The sequence below is a fragment of the Mycobacterium sp. NGS33 genome, from assembly GCF_059812885.1.
The window spans coordinates 379,039-393,682 of sequence record NZ_JCALDN010000003.1; the positions used below are offsets into that span (position 1 = coordinate 379,039).

The following is a 14,644-nucleotide window of genomic DNA, read 5'->3' on the forward strand; positions in this document are numbered from 1 at the left end:
GTGTCTCCTTGGGGTCGTGAAGGCTCGTGGGATTAGCGGGGCGGCTCTATCGGCAGGGTCGGTCCGCCGTACGGGGTGGGGATGGTGAAGCGCCCCTTGGGCGTTGGATCGGCGGTCTTGCCTAGGTCGGCGCCGGGCGGTGGACCCGCGGTGTCGTCGCCACCCGGTCGGGGAGCATTCTTGGCGCCCCGGATCAACACCTGGGGGTCATCGTCGCGGCAGTAGGTGTACAGGAAGGGCTCGGGGTAGTCCGCGGATGACGACGGCCGTCGCGGGGTGCCGTAATCGCAGGTATAGCGCGGGTAGATGTCGGCGGTCAGCCACAGCCCGTGCTCGTGAATGGCCGTCATCAGGGCCTCGAGTGTCGAACCGCGGTAGTCGGGGAAGACCGCATCGAGCGCAGGCACACGCAGATAGACGATCCGCGCGGTGGTAACCAGATTGGCCAGCAACCCGACCATGGTGTCGGAATTGTCGTCGAACAGGTTGTCCACCGAGGACAGGGCGGGCGAGGTTTGATCGACGAATCTGCGGTAGCCACCGTCCATTTTGTTGACGCCGGTCATGAAGTCCCCGATATTGCGCGACGTGGCGCCGAGCCCGGCATTCTTATCGGACAGCGTGGTCAGCACCACCCGGCTGGTTTTGAGCATGCTCACGGTCTGCGGCAGCACCGGGTCAATTGTCGACAGCAGAAAGGTGGCACCGTCGATGATGTCAGTGAGCTTCTGCGGCCCTTCGTTGCTCAAACTCATTTCACGCTTGACGATTTCGAGTTTCTTCGAGTCGGTTTGGGCCAGTAACCCGTCCGCGTCGGCGAGCACTTGTGACAGCGGAATGGGTGTCGCGGTGTGCTGTGGGCCGACCACGCTGCCGTTCGACAGGAACGGCCCGGCGTTGGATGCGGGCTCGAAGTCGATGTACTGCTCCCCGGCAGGGGACAGGCCGGATACTCGGACGGGGCTGGCGGTGGGGATCTTGGCGTCCGCGTCGATGTTGGCGATCACGTCGACGCCGGTGGGTGTGGCCCGCAGCGATTGGATCCTCCCGACCCGGATCCCCCTGACCGCTACGTCTTGGTTGGCCAGCAGCCCACCGGATTCGGGGAGCCGGATGGTGACCCGGTAGGTCGACTCCAAGGGATTGATCCGCAGCGCCCCGATCGCCAGGTACGTCACGCCGACCACGAGGGTGAGGGCCAGCGCGAGGCCGGATAGCCAGGCACGCCGCCGGTGCCCCGCTTTGACCGCGCCGACGATGAACCGGCCGAGGGTGTCGATCACCGCGATGGCTCCGGAACCATGGGATCCGGCGGCGCCTGGCCGGCGGGTGCCGGCGGAAGCGGCGGGCCGACCGGCGTCCAGGGGCTTTGGCCCGTCGGCGTTTGCGGACCTCGGCCGACGACCCGTTCTTGCAGGCGCCACAGGACGTATTTGATGGATCCGATCATGTAGTTCCAGTCTCGGCGCATAGGCCCATGAAAGGCGGGATCGCCCTTGAATCCCCCGGTCTCCGCACCGGTACCGGGCCGCGAGCCCATGACCAGCCGATCGAAGCTGCCGCGCACCGAAATGGCGTCGCTGGGTGTGGCTTTCACGAACGGCGGTATCAACCTGTTGAGACCGGCGAGGGTGGTATCGGGGCTCAACACGACGTCATTCCATGCGGCGGCGATCGTGTTGGCGTCCTTGATGACACTGCGGCCCGTCTTGTCGGTGCCGGCGACCGACGGGAATTTGGACAGCTGATGAGTCGTGGCTCCGAGCTCGTCGACCACGTCGGCGATTTCGTCGGCATCGCTGGACAACACGTTAGTCGCCGGGCCGACGGCTTGCAGGATGTCGGTGAGCGCCTGATCCTTCTGTTCGAGCCGGTCGGCGAGTCCCGCCGTTTCGGTTACCGCCGAATCGATCTGCTCCGAGCGCGAATTGAGCTTGCTCAGCAGCAGATTGGTCCGGTTGATCAGGTCGCCGAACGCACGTCCCTGATCGCCGGTGGCCTTGCCGGCACCGTTCACGACATTGGTGAAGTTGCGGACCGCCCCGCCGTTGACCAGCAGCGCGGCCGAGCTCAGCACGCTCTCCACGGTGGCGGCGGCCCGCGTCGCCGGCAGGTCGATGGTGTCACCGCTTTTCAGCAGTGGCGCGCCAGGGTCCATCGGGGTCGGTGGCTTGATCGCGACGAACACGTCGCCAAGCGGTGTCGCCGATCGCAGCTCTGCGGTGCTGCCGACGGGGACGCGCACGCCGTCCATGATGCGCAGCGTGATGACCGCGGTGTAGTTGAGCGCGACCATCGATTCGAGCTGTCCGACGTCGGCGCCGGCGAGTTTGACTTTTGCGTGGGCAGGAAGGTTCAACGCGTTGGAGAAGACCGCGTTGAGCAGATATCCACCGCTGCCGATTCCCGGTGCGGGCAGCGGCAGGCTGGACAGCCCGTTGGTGGCGCAGCCGGAACTGACCATGACTGCGCTGAGCGCCACTGCCAGCGTCTTGCGCTTGACCAGATTCATCGTCACTGCCCCATCGCCGAGAGACCATCGAGAATGTAGGTCAGGCCGAAATCGGGTCCGTAGTCTTGCAGTGTGCCTGTGCTGCAGCCGAGTTGGCGCAAGTGCATGAGATTGCAGAGTTCCTTGGCGGACTGGCTGTCGGTGAGGGCCTTGTCGAGCAGCCCGTGCACCCGTATCGCACCGTTGTTCCGATCGACGGTGTTGTAGAGGTTTTCCAGCGTCATCGGAAGCACGTCGAGCATTTCGGATACTCCGCGCTGATCCTCGACGATCGTCTTGGCGACGGTGTCGCCGTTGCGGACCGCCTGCTTGAGGTTCTCCCGGTTCTGCTCGATCAGTGTGGTGACTTCTTCGAGGATTCGGTTGATGGTCCGCCCGGTGGCGCCGGTACCGAACTTCTCGTCGGCGACCATCTGGCTGAGTTGGCGTGTCGTCGAACCGAATTGGCGTAGTTTGGTGTCGCTGCGCGCCGCGGCCTCGGTTATCGAACTGAGGTCGGTGATGATCGTGGTCAACTGCTCGCGCGTGGTCCCGCCGCGCTCGGAGCTGAGGCGCAGCGCGTTCGAAAGCTGGTCGAGAGCAGACAGGATCTTCTTGCCGTTGCCGTCGGTGATCGCGACCGCGGAGTCACTCAGGTCGGCGACGGGTCCCCCACCCTTTCCGTCACCCTTCAGCGATTTAGACACCTTGTCGAGCATGTCCAGTACGCGATCAAAAGCCACCGGCGTCTTGGTTCGGGTCAGGCCGATCGTGTCGTGGTTCCTCAGCACCGGGCCGCCCCGGTAGGGCGGAGTCAGTTCCACCTGCCGGTCGGTGAGGATGGAGGTGGTGATGGTGACCGCACGGGCGGCCGCCGGGATCTTGACCTTCTCGTCCACCGTCAACTCGGCCTCGACGTAGCTGCCTTTGGACGTGACCTTGCTGACCTTACCCACCGGCATCCCCAGCACCGCCACCACGTTTCCCTCGTAAAGTCCCGCGGCGCTGTCGAATTGCGCGATTACCGTCATGGTGTCCAGACGCGACTTCACGTAGTGGCCGACCAACCCGATGGCGACGGCGGCCAACGCCGCGACCGCGACGCCCACGGCGATGAGTTTGCGCCTGCCGTTGGTCATTTGCAGTCCTTGAAATACTGGATCATCTTGAATTCTTTGGCGCGCCCGCTGATGGCGCACATCCACGAATCGATTGCCAGACCGTTGGGAAGGTTGAACTCGACGACCGGACCATAGCCGGTGGCGTTGGTCAGACCGCGCAGCGTCACCGGGGCGACCTGCAGCAGGTTGCGCAGCAAGTCGTCGTGCTGGCCGACCATGTTCGTGAGTTGGTGCAGATTGGCGAACAGCTCGTCGAGCAGCGGCCGGTTGTTGACGACGACCTTGTCGAGCTGATCGACCAGGTCCGTGAGTCCGGCGAACATGGCGTGAAAGGTAGCCTCGCGGGCAACTAGGTGGCCGAGCAGATCCTGGCCTTGATCCATCAGATGGCCGATATTGGTCTGCTGGCGGCGCAGCGTATTAACCACTCGCTGAGTGCTTTTCAGCAGCGTCCCGAGTTGGCCTCGACGGTCGGCGGTGATGGTCGACAGGGTCTGCAGATTCGCGACCGCCTGTGGTACCAGCGGCGGCACGCCACCGAGCTGCTTGCCCAGCACCGCGAGGGACTGCGCGAACTGGTCGGAATCGACCTGTTCGAAGGTGGTGGTCGCGTCCTCGAGTAGTGACTGCAGATCGTAGGGCACCTCGGTCTGGCTCAGGCTGATCGTCTTGGCCGGCAGGGAGCCCGGGCCGTCGGGCACCAGCTCGAGATAGCGCGAACCAAGAATGGTCATCACCTTGATCACCGCTCGGGTGTCCTTGCCGAGGGCGATGTTGTTGCGGACGCTTAACCCGGCTTCGACGTGGTCGCCGTCGAGCTTCATGCTGGTGACGTGCCCCACCTCGATGCCCGCGATGGTGATGGGGTTGCCGGGTCGAAGCGTCGCGGCTTGCAGGAATTCGGCGGTGTAGTGGGTGTAACCGATACCGAGCAGCTTGATTCCCAACGACACCGCGACGAGGACGGCGACCAGCGCCAGGCCCGCCAGCCCCAGCCAGGTCCTGTTGTACGACTCCAGCGGACGACGCCGCGACCACCACGCCTTGAATGACTCAGCCATTGGCCATGTTCCTGCATCGCGGGGTATGCCACCCCATGTTCTTTGTGGTGATCGGATAGGCGTTGCCGGGGGTGGCCGCGTTGACGATGAATGTCGTGATGTCGTTGAGCCCAGGGAAGAAGCCGGTGGCGTTAAGGTCGCACGCGTAGGCATTGCCGTAGGAGCCCTCGCTGACGGCGCGCGCGAAACCCTTGAGCAGCAGCGGGAGGTTATCTCCGGTGAAGGCCAGCTGAGGTTCGATGCCGACCATGTGCTTGCTGAACCCCGGCTCGCGGGTGATGAGTTCGTTTAATGACGGATCCACGTCGTCGGCGATCGCCGAGAGCCGACGGGTCACCCGTGCGATCGAACCCACGGAGTCCTGTAGGGCCGCGCGGCGGTCGTCGAAATTGGCCACCGCGTCGCGGGTTTGGTCGAGCGCATGGTCGAGGTCGTCGTTTTGGCGGGCAACGGTGTCGGTGACTTTCGTGAGGCTGCTGATGAGATCGCCCAGCGATTGATCGCGGGCAGACAATGTCCGCGTGATCGACGAGGTCTGCTCCACCAGTAGCGGGATGGATGCCCGATCACCCTGCAGTGACTGCAGGACGCCCTTGGTCAGGTCATCGGCGTCCTTGGCATTGAGCAGGGTGAACAGCGGCTCGAAGCCGTTGAGCAGCTTGCCGACGTCAAAGGAGGGGTCCGTCTGCTGCACCGGTATCACGCTTCCGGCGGAAAGTGTTCCCCTGTTACCGGTTTCGCCCAGCGACAAGCCTAGGTACCGCTGCCCGATGATGTTCTGATAGGTCACCGATGCGACGGTGTTGCCGTACAGGTGCTGGTCGTTTTCGACGATGAACGCGACTTTCGCCAGTTTGCCGGTGAGTTCGATGTTTTCGACGCGCCCGACCCGCACGCCGGCCATCCGGACGTCGTCGCCGATGCGTAATCCGTAGACGTCGGTGAACATCGCCGCGTAAGGCGTGGTCGGTTCGGCCACGTCACGTCGCAGGGTGGCGTAGACCATCCACGTCACGGCGACGGCGATCGCCATGAAGATCGACAGGCCGATCAATGGTCCCCGTGCTTTCATCTCGGTCCGCCCGCTGGCTGTGATTGCGCGGGTTTCAGCGAGACGGACGTACCGCGGGCCACCGGGCCGAGCAGCAGTTGGGTCGCTACCGACGCGGGGCGTCCCTGGCCGGTGATCAAGCCGAGTTGGTCGCGTTCGTATTGGCTGCCAACGGGTCCGACGTTGCCGCCATAGCCCGACGGCGCGGCCACACCGGGCGGGCCGGGGTTGGGAACCGGCGATGGACCCGGCGGAGGTGACGGGGCGTCGTCGGGGTTGGCGGTCCCCGGTACTCGGGGGGCCGGACCGATGGGCCACGGCCACCACGGCAAAGGCGGGTTGGGGTCTTGCAGGCTTGGGTTCGGGTTGTACAGGGGCGGTCCGACCGGAACGAGGTTGCCGTCGGGGCCGACCTGGGTGCCCGAGGGCGGCGACAGATCCGCGGGCGGGTGATAGTTCTGCGGTAACAGAACTTCGGGCAGGTCGGGCCGGACCGCGATAGTGGGGGCGGTATAACAACTGGGGCCCAGTAACTGGCCGTAGCGCGGGCAGTCAGCGCGGGTGTAGGTGTAGGTCGGTGTCAGCGCCAGATTGACCCGCATGTTTCCCGTGTCGAATTCGGGATCCCACACCTCTTCAAAGAACTTGTCCGACAACCGGTTCAATCGAGTGAAGATGGGCACGAACTTGTCGCTGTGCAAGGCGAACACGCCCAGGACCGGTGTGAGGTTCTGCGTCATCTCGATCAGTTGATCGGTGTGGTTGTCGAACGCTTGCCGGTTGACCCCGATGGTGTGCTGTGAACCGGTGACCAGCGCGCGAAATTGCTCACGCTTCTCGGCGAGCGTCTGCATCGGTTTGACCGCGTCATGCAGGACATCGACGAGGTCGGGCGCGGTGGACTGCAGACCCCGTGTGGCATCCAACAGCGCGGAGACTGTGGAGGGACCGGGATCGGCGGCGACGATGGAGTTGAGCTCGTCGAGCACCCGAGTCAATTGCGCACCCGCGGTGAGCAACGCACCCCGGCGGTTGTTCGTCGCGGCCGCCACGGCGGCCAGAAGTCCGACGCTGTGGTCCTCGCGGCCCCGGCCCGTGGCGGCGAGAATGTCACGCAGCTTGCTGATGGTCGTCTGGAAGATCACCGTCGAAAGCTGCTGGTCTTCGGGGATGCGCGCCCCGCTGCGGATGCTCGCACCGGGACCGCCGTCGACGAGTTGCACCGATGACACCGCGAACACGTTGCTGGGTACCACGCGCGCACTGACGGCGTCCGGAATATCCTGGGCGTATTCGGGTTTGAGGTTGATGTGCACGTAGTTGGGTTTGCCGTAGGCCGACGGGACGACGTTGTCCACGGCGCCGACGAGCAACCCGTGATACTTCACATCCGAGCGGGCGGGCAGGCCGTCACCCACATTGGTCAGCTCGGCGACGACGCGGATGTAGTCATTGAGTCGTCCGGTGGACTTCAACAGCAGGGCGCCGGTAACCAGTCCCGCGATCAGCAATACCGTGACGCCCATGGCCAGCAGCTGATGATCGGAGGGTCCCCGCCCGTCGAAATCTAGCGAATTCGGCATTCAGCCACCGAATCTCGCGCCCGCGTCGATGCTCCACAGTGCCATGGTGAGCAACATGTTGACCATGATCACGACGGTGATGCTCGCCCGCATGGCGTGCCCGGCTGCCACCCCAACGCCCTCGGGGCCGCCCGTGGCGTAGAAGCCATAATAGCACTGCACGGTAGACGACAGCCACACGAAGACAACACATTTGAGCACCGAATAGGCAATATCTTTGGCATTCAGCATCATCGTGAAGTAGTGCAGGTATGGACCGATGGATCCACCGCTGATCACCTCGGCGACCACCTGGCACGTCAGGTAGGTCACCGCCAGGCATGCGATGTAAAGCGGGATGACCGCGATCACGGAGGCCATCAGCCGCGTCGTGACCAGGAAGGGGATGGGGCGGATAGCCAACGATTCCAGGGCATCGACCTCCTCGGCAATGCGCATGGCACCCAGCTGTGCGGTGAAGCGGCAGCCGGCCTGCATCGCGAAGGCCAGCGAAGCCATGATCGGCGCCAACTCCCGGGTGTTGACCAGCGACGAGATGATGCCGGTCGCTGGACCCAAGCCGAGCAGATTGAGGAAGTTGTATCCCTCGACGGCGACGAGAGCGCCCGCGGTGAAGCCGAGCACCACCGCGACACCGGCCGTCCCGCCGCCGACCACGATCGAGCCGTTGCCCCAGGCGATGTTCGACAGCAGTTGCAGGAATTCCGCGCGGTACTGACGCAGCACGGACGGTACGGCGAGCACCGCCCGTCCGAAGAACACCATCATGTGCCCCAAGCGCATCGTCGGGGCGGCGGCGGCGCGGTAGGCGCCGACGATCGGGCGGGCTAGCGTCGGGACGTACGCGGAGGCCGTCATGTCACAACCCCGTCCTGGGATACAGCGCGTTGTAGAGCTCGCTGATCCCGACGTTGACGATCATCAGCACCAGGATCGATTCGACCACCGCGGCGTTAACCGAATTCGCGACACCCGCGGGGCCGCCCGTGGTGAAAAGCCCTTTTTGACAGGCGATTACGGCCACAATAGCGCCGTAGATGACGGCCTTGATCAGAGCTACGATCATGTCTTCGGTGGTGGCGAACGACGAGAATGTCGCCACGAAGCTCCCCGGCGCGCCGCGCTGAAAATAGACGTTGAACAGATAGCTGGCCAAAAACCCAACGAAGCAGGTGATTCCGGTCAGGGCGACCCCTACCATGACGGCCGCGACGAAGCGGGGCACGACCAACCGGCGGATTACCGAAACACCCATCACTTCCATGGCGTCGGTCTCCTCGCGCATGGTGCGGGAACCGAGGTCGGCGGTGATCGCGGAACCGACGGCGGACGCCATGAGGACTGCGGCCACCAGCGAGGCGGCCTGACGGATGACCGCGAGTCCACTGGCGGCTCCGGCGAGTGACGTCGCACCGACTTGGTTGGCCAGCAGGGCGAATTGGATGGACAGGGTCACCCCGATCGGCAGCGCCACCAACACCGTCGGCAGCACCGCCGTGGCAGCCATGAATGCGCCCTGGCGGATGAACTCGGTCCATTGGAAGCGCCCGGTGAACAGGTCGACCACGCAGTACTCGATGGTGCGGAGCGCGAGGATGTACTGCTCGCCGAGGGTGTTGAGTGAGGCCAGGGGGTGCCGCACGACGTATCCCGCGGACCACTCCTGGATAGTGGCCACGCTGTCGGCCGCTCGCGGGTGCCGAGACTGGTCGGTGAACGTTCGCTGTGCCGCCACGGGAGGCTATGTTAACCGCTGCTCAGCTTCTGTGGAAGGTCCGAATTCGGACACGTGTGGACAGCTTGTCGTCGGGCTTCGGCGCGATCCCGCGTAGTGGCTAGTAGTTGTTCGCGCGCAGGCCCTGGTCGCGGCCCTTGACGCATCGGTTGCTTCGCGAGAGGATCGCCTATCATGGTGCCGATGTTAATCGGCATTTCGGCTCCAGATTGGTGGTTCGGTATTCGGCGACCGCGGGATACCGTATTTCCGGGGGAAGGGCGGATGGATCTGACGAGGTGGCGACGAGCGGGTGGCTGCCTATCGTGCGCCGCGCCGGCACTGGTCGTTGCCTTAACGCTTTCGGGGCATGCCGCCGCCGATCCCGGCCAGCCGCCGCCATTGCCCGTGTTCACCCCGGCGCCTAGCGAATGGTCACCGAACTTCGACATCTGGCCGTACAACACCTTCACGGCGCGGGTGACACCGGAGATGATCGGCGGAATGTCGGACTCGTGCCAGTGGTTCAAGGCGCAGTTCGATCCGCTGATGGGCGAGATCAACGATTTCAACCGCTATCTCGGCGACCAGCATGACGACTACTCGATCGGCGGCGTGCAGGACAACGCCCGCGCCGTGGTCACCAACATCGACCAGTCGACGGCGTTCCTGGCGCCTCGAGTGAAGCCACTGATCATCACCAACCAGCCCGACAACTTCGGGCCGTACTCGCCGGTATACGGCGGCGAAGCGTTGGTGCACTTGACATTTCAACTGTCACGCATCAGCGATAGCATCGAGAGAAAGGATCCGTCGGGAGTCACCCACGCGAACATCGTCTCGGCCACCGGCTGGGCGAACTCGCTTCGCGACTCCGGCGCATGCAACTGATGAATCACCACCCAGCACTACGCCCAGCCGGCAGCCCACGGACGTGGTTGGTAAATCGCTTTCGCCGCACCGCCGCCGCTATCGAAGATGGCGTGACCCGTCCGCCGGCAGCCCCCGACGCCGAGACCGACGAGGCCGGCGACGACGCGACACCCGCCGACGCCTCACCGGATACGAGCGATGACGCCGAGCGCCCGGCCGACGAGCGCCCGGGCGCTCGAAAGTACCGACGCGCCACTGGTGTTCGCTGGGCCACCGCGGCGGTGTTGGCCGTCGCCCTCACGGGGTCGGGGTATGAGGGTTGGCTGTTGTTTCAGCACCACCAGAAGGAAGTCGCGGCAGCCCAGGCGCTTGCCGCGGCGAAGAAGTACATCCTCACACTCACCAGCGTGGACACCAATGCGATTGACAAGAACTTCACCGACGTCCTCGACGGCTCAACCGGTGAATTCAAAGACATGTACACGAAATCCAGTGCCCAGCTGCGCCAGACGCTCATCGATAACAAGGCGGCGGCGCACGGGAGTGTGATCGAAGCCGCGGTCCAGTCCGCGACCGAGGACAAGGTGGACGTCGTGCTCTTCGTCGACCAGTCGGTGAGCAACGGGTCCGCCCCGGCACCTCAGCTGGACCGCAGCCGGGTCCGGATGACCATGGAGAAGGTGGACGGCCGCTGGCTGGCCAGTAGGGTCGAGTTGCCTTGAGGCTGGTGCCCTTCGAGGCCCTTCATGCTCAAGGACGCCAGGCGCGTCGAGCCACCCGGTAGAAGTTTCCGCCGAGCACGGCATCGATGTCGCTGGGGCTCCATCCCCTGCGGTGGAGGTGCGCGCCGAGCATCAGGAATGTTTCGGGCGCCATCCACTGGATTGGACCCCAACGGGTGTAGCTGTTCATCGAACAGCTCGGGATTGCGTTCGAGTTCGTCGTTGAAATCGGCGGCGTCGAAGGAGAAGTCGGTACTGATCCCGACGTGCTCGCCGCCGATCAGGCCGACGGCATATTCCAGATGCCGTGTCATCGCTTCCAGGGTGGGGGGTGTTGGGCCCCAGGAAGATGCCGACATCGGTGATGCCGACGACACCGCCGGTCTCCGCACAGGCCCGCGCCTGATCGTCAGTGATATCACGGGGGTGATCCCAGAGTGTTCGCATGCACGAATGGCTGTAAATGACTGGTCCCGTGGATACCTCGCACATATCGAGACCGGTGCGAGCGCTGCAATGCGACCCATCCGGGACGATGCCGGCGGCGTTCAGCTCGGCGATGACGGCACGGCCCCACGCGGTCAGGCCGCCATCGGTGTGGTCGAGGCACCCCCTGCCGGCGCGGTTCGCGTTGTTATACGTGGGCAACAGCGTGCGTACGCCGAGATCGGCCAGCCTTTGCACATTCTCGAGATCGTCGTCGAGCGGGCGTGAGTCTTCCAGGTCGAACACCACCGCGATGCGCCCCGCCACCGTCGCGGCGTCCACATCGGCGATGGTGGTCGCTAATACGAGGTCGGGGTGGCCCGCGATCGCGTCACGATAGTGCCGCAAGAGCGCCGCGGCATCGCTGAAGCTGTGCGGTGAATAGCCGGCGTTGACCGAAAGCAATGTGCCAGCGCCACGTTGGTAGCGGGTCAGCGGGTCGATGTCGGCGTCCGTTTTGAGCGGTAGACACGTGTGCTGGTCCCACAGCAGGGTGGTCATCGAGCGCGTCCTGCCGTGGAACCGCGATCCGGGTGCGCGGCGAGGGCCGAGCGGATGGCGTTATCGGGTAGCTCGGACCAGGCCAACGGCTCTCGCGGTGCCGGGGGCGGTTCGAGCAACCGGCGCTGCCACCAGCCGACGTCCCACCACGTTTCGTGTTTGAACCCCACGCCGCGGAAGGTGCCGACGGGGGTGAAGCCCAGCGCCTCATGCAAGCCCACGCTGGCGGCATTGGGTAGCGCGATGCCCGCATACGCGTTGACATAGCCCTGCGCGGCAAGGACATTGAACAGCGCGGCGTAAAGCCTGCGGCCGTGGCCGTGGCGGTGAACCGATTCGTCCAGGTACAGCGAGACGTCAACGGACCAGCGATAGGCCTCGCGCGCCCGGTGCGGGCTGGCGTAGGCAAAGCCCTTGACGCCGTCACCGTCGGTGGTGACCAGCCACGGCAGACGCGCCAGCGTCGTGGTGATACGGAAGCGCATCTCCTCGGCACCTGGGGGCGTCACCTCGAAGGAGATCGCCGTGTCGCGTACATACGGCAGATAGATCTGCGCCACCGCGGTTGCATCCTGCGGCGTGGCCATTCGCACCCTCATGGCCACACCACGCTAGTCGGGCGGTGATGTTCAGGAAAACAATTTAGTCATGAGCTTTTCGGCGAGCCACCGGTGTGCGGTGTTTTGCGAGGCGACGAGTTGCCAGCGACCGTCCGTCCGCACGGCCACGCTGGTGTTCACGCGGGCGTTGCGCCGGTTTGGCCGTCGTCCCGCTCTGAGAACCGACGCGTTCGCGTGGATCAGGGCGATGTCGGGGGTGAGGAATCGGACTCGGGTGATGTCTACCCGCAGCTGTGTTCCCTTGAGGAGCTTCCTGAACAGCGGAACATACGATGCCGCGATGGCATCGCGCCCCACGTGCTGGCTGCCCAGAAAGGTGATGTAGTCCGCATCGGTCGTGAAGACGCTTGCGTAGTCCGCATCGGTCGTGAAGACGCTTGCGTAGCCCGCGGGATCGCTTGCGGCCCAGGCCTTTACCTGCTGGTCGACGAGTGCCCGAATGGCCTGCTCGTCGGAGCGCTGGTCACCGCTTGTCATGATGCCTCCCGCAGCTGGGTAATCCGGCTAGGCGATCTCGGGGTTGAGCATCGACGCGATCGCGTTGCGCGGCACCGATACTTGCGTCGCCTCCATCGCCGGCTGCAACGCGTTCTGATCAAAGAAGAACACGATCGCGTCATTGGTGATCGCGAAACTCTGGTAGTTGGTCGGCTGGAGTCCGGTGGCCGGCGGAATCGACACCGTCGCCCGATACCGGTCTGCCAGCGTCTTCTGCACGATCGGCATGATTGTTTGCAGCGGTTGAGTTTCCGGCCGGAACAACGCGTCGAAGGTGATCGGCTGCTGGTTGGCCAGATTGAAGTTGAAGGATCTGTACCACACCAGCGGATGGGCAGCGCCGAGGTTCTGATAGATCTCGGTGACGACCGACTGGGTACCTGTCGCCTGGGGGCCCGAGCTGTACCGGGTGCCGGTGACCTTCAGCGCAGTCGGCGATTTCAGCGTGTTCAGTGGTCCGCGGGCATTGCCGAAGTCGTCGGTGACCTTGTTCAGATAGCCGATCATCGCCTGCTCATCGGGATAGTTCGCCGGAAACACCATGCTGATGTCCGACAGTGGACCCGAGGCGTCGAAGTGACACATTTGATTCGCATCGACGCTCGCCGGGTTGCACAGCTGCGCGTCCGCGCGGGCGACGGTAGGGCACGTCAACGCGGCAGCCGATGCAAAGATTGCCGCCGCGACCCACCGCCATCCGGTACGACGCCCGCTGCCAAAGTTCACCCACGCCTCCATCGCCTATTCCGCAGGATGCATTCTCACAGATCGGCGGCGTGGGATGAACGGATGGTCGACAAGCTATCGGCAACGGCGCTGCAGGCAACGCCCCCGTGGTCTCAGCGGGGTACGCCCTGCAGCTCGGCCTGCGCCGGCGTGGCGGTGGGCGTGCTCGTCCTCGCCGGTCGGCGCCGGCCGGACGCCCGGGAGTTGATCCAGCATGCGAGCCCGCCCAGCACCAGGCCGACCGCGATGCCCGCATCGGGACGTTGATCCAGGATGATCCACGACAACACTCCGGCCACGGCGGGAATGATCGCAAACAGCATCGCCACCGCCGTTGCGCCGTGGGCATTGATAGCCCGCACGTAGAGGCTCACCGCGAGCGTGGCATTCAACAGCACCATGCCGCTGACCGCGATCACCGCCTTGACGCCATCGTGCACGGTGAACGGCGTGACGATCGCGAAGGCCAACGCGGGCAGCAGCCCCACGGCATTCTGCATGGCACTCATCACCCGAAAGTCGACGCCGCTGCAGAATCGCTGTTGATAGACACCGCCCGCTGAAAGCCCCAGCAACCCAACGACAAGCAACACGATGACCGGGTCGGCGCCGTGGGTGCTCATCAGCCTTCGCGAACAGGCGGCCAGCACCGCGACGACGCCGAGCACCAGCGCGACCGCACGCAGCGCGCCGAGCGGTTCCCGCAGGAAGGTCGCCGCCAGGATCGCGGTGGCCACCGGATTCATCGCGATCACCACCGCACACAGCACCGCCGGAGCCCCGAGCTGAACAGCCTCGTACAGGCAGCAGAACTGCACCCCCTGGATCAGCAGGCCCGTCACCAGGACGTGGCCGAACTGCGCGCCGCGTGGCCAGCCGGCCCTGGCCACGATCGACCAGGCCGCCAGAATCATTGCGGCCAAACTGAACCGCAGCACCAGGGCGGCCATCGGCGTCATGGCGGTCACCGCCAGGGTGCCGATCGGATATCCGAGGGCGTAGAAGAACGTCACCGCCGTGGCTGTGATCACCGGCATGCGCGGCAGAGGCATGTCACCCATGTTCGCGTGATCGACCGACGCAGTCCAACGATTATTGGCGATCGGGATTGATCGCGAAACCTTATCGGAGGTGCGACCTGGCACACCTATTCGCCATTAGATACCGCTGATTGATTAGCCGCCGCGATCGGATTAC

General features: G+C 64.6%; 14 protein-coding genes and 1 pseudogene. 2 read left to right on the forward strand and 13 right to left on the reverse strand.

The genetic code is table 11. The features are described from left to right. Positions 1 to 32: 32 nt before the first annotated feature. Genes AC5Y5B_RS09305 through AC5Y5B_RS09340 form a run of 8 tightly spaced genes read right to left on the reverse strand, consistent with a single transcriptional unit; the run spans position 33 to position 9,042 of the window. Positions 33 to 1,283, reverse strand: coding sequence for an MlaD family protein (locus AC5Y5B_RS09305; protein WP_500005209.1), 1,251 nt, complete (start codon positions 1,281 to 1,283; stop codon positions 33 to 35). Beyond that, a complete protein-coding gene (locus tag AC5Y5B_RS09310; RefSeq protein WP_112632490.1) occupies positions 1,280 to 2,512 on the reverse strand; it encodes an MlaD family protein in 1,233 nt (410 codons plus the stop codon). The genes AC5Y5B_RS09305 and AC5Y5B_RS09310 overlap by 4 nt, the downstream gene beginning before the upstream one ends. 2 nt (positions 2,513 to 2,514) lie before the next feature. After that, the gene (locus AC5Y5B_RS09315) at positions 2,515 to 3,630 is read right to left on the reverse strand and encodes an MCE family protein (RefSeq protein WP_500005210.1); all 1,116 of its coding nucleotides are present in this window, start codon (positions 3,628 to 3,630) and stop codon (positions 2,515 to 2,517) included. Next, positions 3,627 to 4,673, reverse strand: a complete 1,047-nt coding sequence (locus tag AC5Y5B_RS09320) for an MCE family protein (protein WP_112632488.1) — start codon at positions 4,671 to 4,673, stop codon at positions 3,627 to 3,629. Before AC5Y5B_RS09320 ends, AC5Y5B_RS09315 begins: the two co-directional genes overlap by 4 nt. Continuing rightward, a complete protein-coding gene (locus AC5Y5B_RS09325) occupies positions 4,666 to 5,745 on the reverse strand; it encodes an MlaD family protein (protein WP_112632487.1) in 1,080 nt (359 codons plus the stop codon). Before AC5Y5B_RS09325 ends, AC5Y5B_RS09320 begins: the two co-directional genes overlap by 8 nt. Next, positions 5,742 to 7,307, reverse strand: coding sequence for an MlaD family protein (locus tag AC5Y5B_RS09330; protein ID WP_500005211.1), 1,566 nt, complete (start codon positions 7,305 to 7,307; stop codon positions 5,742 to 5,744). Before AC5Y5B_RS09330 ends, AC5Y5B_RS09325 begins: the two co-directional genes overlap by 4 nt. After that, positions 7,308 to 8,165 (reverse strand): ABC transporter permease, encoded by an 858-nt coding sequence (locus tag AC5Y5B_RS09335; protein WP_112632485.1) that lies wholly within the window; start codon positions 8,163 to 8,165, stop codon positions 7,308 to 7,310. Between the two features lies 1 nt (position 8,166). Then, entirely contained in the window at positions 8,167 to 9,042 is an 876-nt protein-coding gene (locus tag AC5Y5B_RS09340) for an MlaE family ABC transporter permease (protein ID WP_112632484.1), read from the reverse strand. A 264-nt stretch (positions 9,043 to 9,306) separates the two neighbouring features. On the opposite strand from AC5Y5B_RS09340, the gene AC5Y5B_RS09345 reads away from it, so the two are divergent. Together AC5Y5B_RS09345 and AC5Y5B_RS09350 are read left to right on the forward strand one after the other, a co-directional pair. Further along, the gene (locus AC5Y5B_RS09345; RefSeq protein WP_112632483.1) at positions 9,307 to 9,912 is read left to right on the forward strand and encodes a hypothetical protein; all 606 of its coding nucleotides are present in this window, start codon (positions 9,307 to 9,309) and stop codon (positions 9,910 to 9,912) included. Next, positions 9,903 to 10,616 (forward strand): Rv1363c family protein, encoded by a 714-nt coding sequence (locus AC5Y5B_RS09350; protein WP_500005212.1) that lies wholly within the window; start codon positions 9,903 to 9,905, stop codon positions 10,614 to 10,616. Before AC5Y5B_RS09345 ends, AC5Y5B_RS09350 begins: the two co-directional genes overlap by 10 nt. 28 nt (positions 10,617 to 10,644) lie before the next feature. On the opposite strand, the pseudogene AC5Y5B_RS09355 reads toward AC5Y5B_RS09350, so the two are convergent. The 5 genes and pseudogenes from AC5Y5B_RS09355 to AC5Y5B_RS09375 form a co-directional block, all read right to left on the reverse strand. Then, positions 10,645 to 11,603 (reverse strand): annotated as a pseudogene (locus AC5Y5B_RS09355) (dipeptidase). Continuing rightward, the gene (locus AC5Y5B_RS09360; RefSeq protein ID WP_500005213.1) at positions 11,600 to 12,190 is read right to left on the reverse strand and encodes an arsinothricin resistance N-acetyltransferase ArsN1 family B; all 591 of its coding nucleotides are present in this window, start codon (positions 12,188 to 12,190) and stop codon (positions 11,600 to 11,602) included. Before AC5Y5B_RS09360 ends, AC5Y5B_RS09355 begins: the two are co-directional and overlap by 4 nt. Positions 12,191 to 12,232: 42 nt before the next feature. Beyond that, positions 12,233 to 12,700, reverse strand: a complete 468-nt coding sequence (locus AC5Y5B_RS09365; RefSeq protein WP_500005214.1) for an SgcJ/EcaC family oxidoreductase — start codon at positions 12,698 to 12,700, stop codon at positions 12,233 to 12,235. Positions 12,701 to 12,727: 27 nt separating this feature from the next. Beyond that, a complete protein-coding gene (locus AC5Y5B_RS09370; protein ID WP_500005215.1) occupies positions 12,728 to 13,459 on the reverse strand; it encodes an esterase in 732 nt (243 codons plus the stop codon). A 101-nt stretch (positions 13,460 to 13,560) separates the two neighbouring features. Further along, complete coding sequence (locus tag AC5Y5B_RS09375) at positions 13,561 to 14,508, reverse strand: DMT family transporter (RefSeq protein ID WP_500005216.1); 948 nt, start codon at positions 14,506 to 14,508, stop codon at positions 13,561 to 13,563. Positions 14,509 to 14,644: the final 136 nt, after the last annotated feature.

Excerpts from the sequence above, each read along its gene's own strand:
- AC5Y5B_RS09330 (WP_500005211.1), bottom strand. The coding sequence starts at position 7,307 with ATGCCGAATTCGCTAGATTTCGACGGGCGGGGACCCTCCGATCATCAG.
- AC5Y5B_RS09375 (WP_500005216.1), bottom strand. The coding sequence starts at position 14,508 with ATGGGTGACATGCCTCTGCCGCGCATGCCGGTGATCACAGCCACGGCG.
- AC5Y5B_RS09360 (WP_500005213.1), bottom strand. The coding sequence starts at position 12,190 with ATGGCCACGCCGCAGGATGCAACCGCGGTGGCGCAGATCTATCTGCCG.
- AC5Y5B_RS09325 (WP_112632487.1), bottom strand. The coding sequence starts at position 5,745 with ATGAAAGCACGGGGACCATTGATCGGCCTGTCGATCTTCATGGCGATC.
- AC5Y5B_RS09335 (WP_112632485.1), bottom strand. The coding sequence starts at position 8,165 with ATGACGGCCTCCGCGTACGTCCCGACGCTAGCCCGCCCGATCGTCGGC.
- AC5Y5B_RS09365 (WP_500005214.1), bottom strand. The coding sequence starts at position 12,700 with ATGACAAGCGGTGACCAGCGCTCCGACGAGCAGGCCATTCGGGCACTC.
- AC5Y5B_RS09350 (WP_500005212.1), top strand. The coding sequence starts at position 9,903 with ATGCAACTGATGAATCACCACCCAGCACTACGCCCAGCCGGCAGCCCA.
- AC5Y5B_RS09345 (WP_112632483.1), top strand. The coding sequence starts at position 9,307 with ATGGATCTGACGAGGTGGCGACGAGCGGGTGGCTGCCTATCGTGCGCC.
- AC5Y5B_RS09315 (WP_500005210.1), bottom strand. The coding sequence starts at position 3,630 with ATGACCAACGGCAGGCGCAAACTCATCGCCGTGGGCGTCGCGGTCGCG.
- AC5Y5B_RS09320 (WP_112632488.1), bottom strand. The coding sequence starts at position 4,673 with ATGGCTGAGTCATTCAAGGCGTGGTGGTCGCGGCGTCGTCCGCTGGAG.
- AC5Y5B_RS09310 (WP_112632490.1), bottom strand. The coding sequence starts at position 2,512 with ATGAATCTGGTCAAGCGCAAGACGCTGGCAGTGGCGCTCAGCGCAGTC.
- AC5Y5B_RS09370 (WP_500005215.1), bottom strand. The coding sequence starts at position 13,459 with ATGGAGGCGTGGGTGAACTTTGGCAGCGGGCGTCGTACCGGATGGCGG.